Origin of the sequence: Mucilaginibacter sp., from assembly GCF_036568825.1 — a bacterium.
Classification (GTDB): domain Bacteria; phylum Bacteroidota; class Bacteroidia; order Sphingobacteriales; family Sphingobacteriaceae; genus Mucilaginibacter.
Genome location: NZ_DATCRU010000011.1, coordinates 1 through 4703, shown reverse-complemented (window position 1 = coordinate 4703; position 4703 = coordinate 1). Strand labels below are relative to the sequence as shown.

At 41.8% G+C, this 4703-nt stretch carries 6 protein-coding genes; 4 read left to right on the top strand and 2 right to left on the bottom strand.

From position 1 onward, the window contains the following. Positions 1–303 (top strand): hypothetical protein (locus tag VIM89_RS02750; protein WP_488154598.1); only part of this gene is annotated, 303 nt, incomplete at its 5' end. A gap of 192 nt (positions 304–495) precedes the next feature. On the opposite strand, the gene VIM89_RS02745 is transcribed toward VIM89_RS02750, so the two are convergent. Then, on the bottom strand, positions 496–1125 hold the full coding sequence (locus tag VIM89_RS02745) for a porin family protein (RefSeq protein WP_488154597.1): 630 nt from the start codon (positions 1123–1125) through the stop codon (positions 496–498). A 149-nt stretch (positions 1126–1274) separates the two neighbouring features. On the opposite strand from VIM89_RS02745, the gene VIM89_RS02740 reads away from it, so the two are divergent. The 3 genes from VIM89_RS02740 to VIM89_RS02730 all read left to right on the top strand — a co-directional run bounded on the left by VIM89_RS02740 (position 1275) and on the right by VIM89_RS02730 (position 3238). Then, positions 1275–2123, top strand: coding sequence for a methylated-DNA--[protein]-cysteine S-methyltransferase (locus VIM89_RS02740; protein ID WP_488154596.1), 849 nt, complete (start codon positions 1275–1277; stop codon positions 2121–2123). 159 nt (positions 2124–2282) lie between these two features. After that, positions 2283–2984: a 2OG-Fe(II) oxygenase gene (locus VIM89_RS02735; RefSeq protein ID WP_488154595.1), complete on the top strand. Its 702-nt coding sequence runs from the start codon at positions 2283–2285 to the stop codon at positions 2982–2984. After that, positions 2981–3238, top strand: coding sequence for an Ada metal-binding domain-containing protein (locus VIM89_RS02730; RefSeq protein ID WP_488154594.1), 258 nt, complete (start codon positions 2981–2983; stop codon positions 3236–3238). Before VIM89_RS02735 ends, VIM89_RS02730 begins: the two co-directional genes overlap by 4 nt. Here the strand turns inward: VIM89_RS02730 and VIM89_RS02725 are convergent. Beyond that, positions 3235–4182 carry an MBL fold metallo-hydrolase gene (locus VIM89_RS02725; protein WP_488154593.1) on the bottom strand — a complete coding sequence of 316 codons (948 nt, stop codon included), beginning with the start codon at positions 4180–4182 and terminating at the stop codon, positions 3235–3237. The genes VIM89_RS02730 and VIM89_RS02725 overlap by 4 nt on opposite strands. Between the last annotated feature and the right edge of the window lie 521 nt (positions 4183–4703).

Genomic DNA, 4703 nt, shown 5'->3' with positions numbered 1-4703 from the left:
GGCGTAATTTACAGTCATGAAGATATTTTGAAAAAATGGGCCGCCATTGATAAATGCGATAGCAAACCGGTGGTGACCAATTTGCCGGTACTGGTAAATGATGGTACCAGTGTAGTAAAGGAAGAATACACCAATAATTATGGTATGAAAGTAATCGGCTATACTATTGTGGATGGCGGCCATATATGGCCCGGCGGAACGCAGTATCTGCCTAAGTTTATGATTGGTTCACTTTCAAAAAACCTGAACGCCTGCGATGAGATATGGAAGTTTTTTAAAGAGAACAAGCTCGGTACGAACTAAGCTTTAGCGGTAAAATTAAACGCCGTGTGGACTCACCCCGAAGGCGCTACGCTGTTCGACCCTCTCTATGGCAAGCCATAAAGAGGGTAAAATCAAATAAAAAAATAACCCTCTTTACCGCTTGCGGTAGAGAGGGTGGTCGAGCGCAGCAAAGACCGGGTGAGTCAACTACGCGATTTGTTTAAACTACAATTATTTGATAGGGAACAACACACCAAAGTTGATGCTTGATCTTTCACTTTGAACGCTGCTGCCGCCGCTGTCTTTGAAAATATTATTAAAACCTCCCTGACCATCTGCTTCAATAAACAATTTAACATGGTTTGATACAGGGAATTTTACACCTATGCCTGCATCAAAGCCAACTTCCGTGCTGTTAAAGGCATCTTTTATGTTGACTCCGCTATTTGACGACTCAGTAGCATTCAATAAGAAACCTACATAAGGGCCAAAGTGCAAATACCAATTCCTGGTTCTGCCAAAGTGCCAGTTGGCCATTACCGGAACCGTTAAATAATTAACATGGATGTTTACGCCGTCTATCTCGCTGCCATCAGGAAAGGTCAGGTATCCGTTACCCCAGCCTTTTTGATCGTAAATCAGTTTTCCTTTGATGCTCCACCGGTCATTGAAGTAATGTTCCGCAGAAAAACCAAGGTTGAACCCGCTGTTATAGTCGCTATGATAATTTGAGCCGGATTCATACACATTGGCTGCATTGTAGCCGATATTCAGGCCGAATTCATCTGAAGTTCTAACTTGTGCAGATGCTGAAAAGTAAATGCCAAAGGCAATAATTAAGGTTGATAAAACTTTTTTCATATACAATTTTGATTTAGGATTGCCGACAAAAATATCATTTATACGTGTAAATTGTATATTGAGGATACACTAAGGCGATGTAAGTCCGCAAGTTCCGGGTTTTATGGCGTTATTGGCCGGGGTATTTTTGTAGTGTTAAATCGATAAAAATGGAAACACAGGAAACGATCAACTATCAGCGCATTGCTGACGCGATCAATTATATCAGGCTGAATTTCAAGGATCAACCCAATTTGGATGATGTGGCCGAGAAGGTCAATATGAGCCCATTCCACTTTCAACGGATGTTTACCGATTGGGCAGGCATCAGTCCGAAAAAGTTTTTACAATACCTGAGCGTGGAGTATGCAAAAGGCATACTGAAAGAGAAACAGGCAACACTTTTTGACGCAGCTTTTCAGACAGGCTTATCAGGAACCGGGCGTTTGCACGATCTGTTCATCAACATTGAAGGAATGACCCCTGCCGAATACAAGCATGGCGGCAAAGCGCTTACCATCAACTACAGCTTTGCCGAAAGTCCTTTCGGGGATATTTTGGTAGCATCGACAGCTAAAGGAATATGTTACTTAGCCTTTGCCGACGATAAACAGGCCGCATTTGCTGAATTACAAGCTCAATTTCCAAACGCTGCTTATCACCAGGTGGTGGATATGATACAGCAAAATGCTTTGTTCATCTTTAAGAAGGACTGGTCAAAGCTGTCGACTGTCAAGCTGCACTTGAAGGGAACGCCATTTCAATTGAAAGTTTGGGAAGCCCTTCTCCGCATCCCTATGGGTGGATTGCATAGCTATGGACTGATAGCACAAAATATTCACTCGCCAAATGCCAGCAGGGCTGTAGGAAGTGCCATAGGCGATAACCCAGTGGCCTTTCTGATCCCTTGCCACAGGGTGATCCGCTCAAGTGGCGAAATCGGCGATTATCATTGGGGGTCTACCCGCAAATCGGCTATCATTGGCTGGGAAGCTGCACAGTTAAATATTGCTGTGTAAACTAACCCCGGGTGTCATCCCGATTGCGCAGCGAGGGATCTTCTTCGACTTGCATGGTTCGCTATGTAAATCGAAGAAGATTTCTCCTCGCCCCAATTCGCCCGACCACTTCCGCTCATTCGAAATGACAAAATTTTTTAAGAAAAATATTTTCAGATTATGAAAGAAATAATTGACCAACTGGATTGGAACACCATTTCCAGCCACCTGGATGAACATGGGTATGCTCTGATAAAACAGGTAATTACTGTTGATGAATGCACTCAGCTTGCAAAGGCATATGACCAGAAGGAACTATATCGCAAAACCATCAATATGGAGCGCTATAGATTCGGACAAGGTGAGTATAAATATTTCAATTATCCATTGCCACCAATTATTGAGCAAATAAGAAAGAGTGTTTATCCTCATCTCGCCTCAGTAGCGAATACTTGGATGAAGATTTTGAATATTGATAAAAGATTCCCTGAGACACATAGCGAATTATTGGAAGAATGCCACACCCATCAGCAAACCAGGCCAACGCCATTAATATTGAGGTATGATAAAGGTGGTTATAACACCCTTCACCAGGATTTATATGGCGATATCTATTTCCCGATGCAACTGGTTTTATTTTTAGATGAGCCTGGCAAGGACTATGAAGGAGGAGAGTTTATATTGATTGAGCAACGACCACGGGCGCAATCAAAAGCCATCGTATTGAAACCGGCGAAAGGAGATATGCTGATATTCACCACTAATTTCAGACCGGTAAAAGGCAGCAAAGGCTATTACCGGGTGAATATGAAACACGGAGTAAGCGAAGTTACTTCAGGAAGAAGGCATACTCTGGGAATTATATTTCATGACGCTGCATGATAAGGCATTTGGAGTTGGGTGATACAGCTTTCCAAAGATTCCGGCGGCTTAGGACTCTGATCGATGAAGGAAAGATTCAGTTTGGTGGTAATAAGAAACTTAAGATATACGGAACGTTAAGTTGTTCATCCGGCAAAAGGATGAAAGCGGAGAACCGGGTATTCTTTAAATCTGCGGAAGACGCGGTGAGCGAAGGCTATCGACCATGTAGGCACTGCATGCAGGAAGAGTATTTGCAATGGAAGTCAATTTAAAAACTGATTTCCTTGCCTTGTTGTGGATAGATCAGGTTAAGCCGTAATTTGTTCTCGGCTGCTAGTTGTTTTTTAATGCGTTCGATGCTGACTTGTGGTGGTTTTACGTGGGTTACGACGATGTTAAAACCCTTCAGACTTCCAGCACCGTTTAGCTTTTCAAGATCATCCATCTCATTCATTAACCAACGAGGAGTAAGGTGACCAAATAGTGTTTTATCTGGCTGCTCATCCGGAAAGGATACCTCGATCATAATTGCCTTTAGCTTTTTCTCTTTGATCAAAGGAGCTATAGCTTGCCATAATAATTCCAGGTTATGGCTCTTTTCTATTTCATCGGGACCGGTATCGCCTAAATAAAGAATATAGTTATCCTGGTTTTTAACCAAAAAGGCAGAGCTGGTAAGGTTTGAATGGCTCAACGGGAATGCCTTTACCGTCATTTCAGTATTTTCTATTGGCGTTTCCTCCGTAGGATTAAGCACTTTATAATGATACTTTTTCAGTTGCGGTGCTTCGCCCTCATCAGCAAAATTGGCCCAGCTTTTCCAGGTAAAATAGCGGGTTTTTAAAGTCTCGATACAATCTGCAAAGGCATAAATATTCTTTACAGTATCTTCAGGTGAGTTGATGATCAACCCTGATAAATGATCTAAATGCGAGTGTGAGATCAGGTAACCTTTGATGTACTTTCTTAAAACCTGCTCGGTAGAAATGTTAAACACCTTATTCTCCACGGCCTTTTCAATACCAAAATGCAGCGTCCCGACATCCAGGCAAACATAATTGTTACTATTAGCCGGAGCCAGCATATAGGCCGACAGGTTGCTTTCGTCAATCCCGCCTTTAACTCCCAACGGAACTATCCTAAAAGCATTCTGACCAAAAGCAGGAACCGCCAATACAAATAAAAAGGCTAATAAAATCTTATTCGCAACACGCATTACGGAGTATATTTATTGTCCCCGAAAATACGGATCAGACCTTTAAAATCGAACTATTTGTTGGAATTATACGAGTGATTCCGAACTGCTTTTAAAGCTCAGAACATATCTTTTAGTTAAGCACTTCTGACAGAAATAAACTTTTATTGGTAACCAAAAGAATAATGTTTTTAAGATAAGGCTCCGGCTGATCCTGGTATCCAATGCCTGGTGGCAGCGCCAGCATGTTGATGTATTATGATAATTTTTTTTGTACGTGCTCATATCGGGAGTATCTTAAATTCACATTTAGATACAAATAAACAACCCTAAAAGTTTTGCGGCTTTTTATAAATAACAGCAATAATACAGAGCGAGAGGCAGTTTAATTTTGATTTTAATTAGTTTTGCCCCTCATGAAAACCAGTGGAATTGTTGCTAAGGCGGTCAGTCGTTTGTTTTTGTTGATGTTGGTATTGGCGGTCGTTCCGCTTTTCCAGGTCGACCGTAATAAACTGCAACATCTGTACATTGTAACCAGC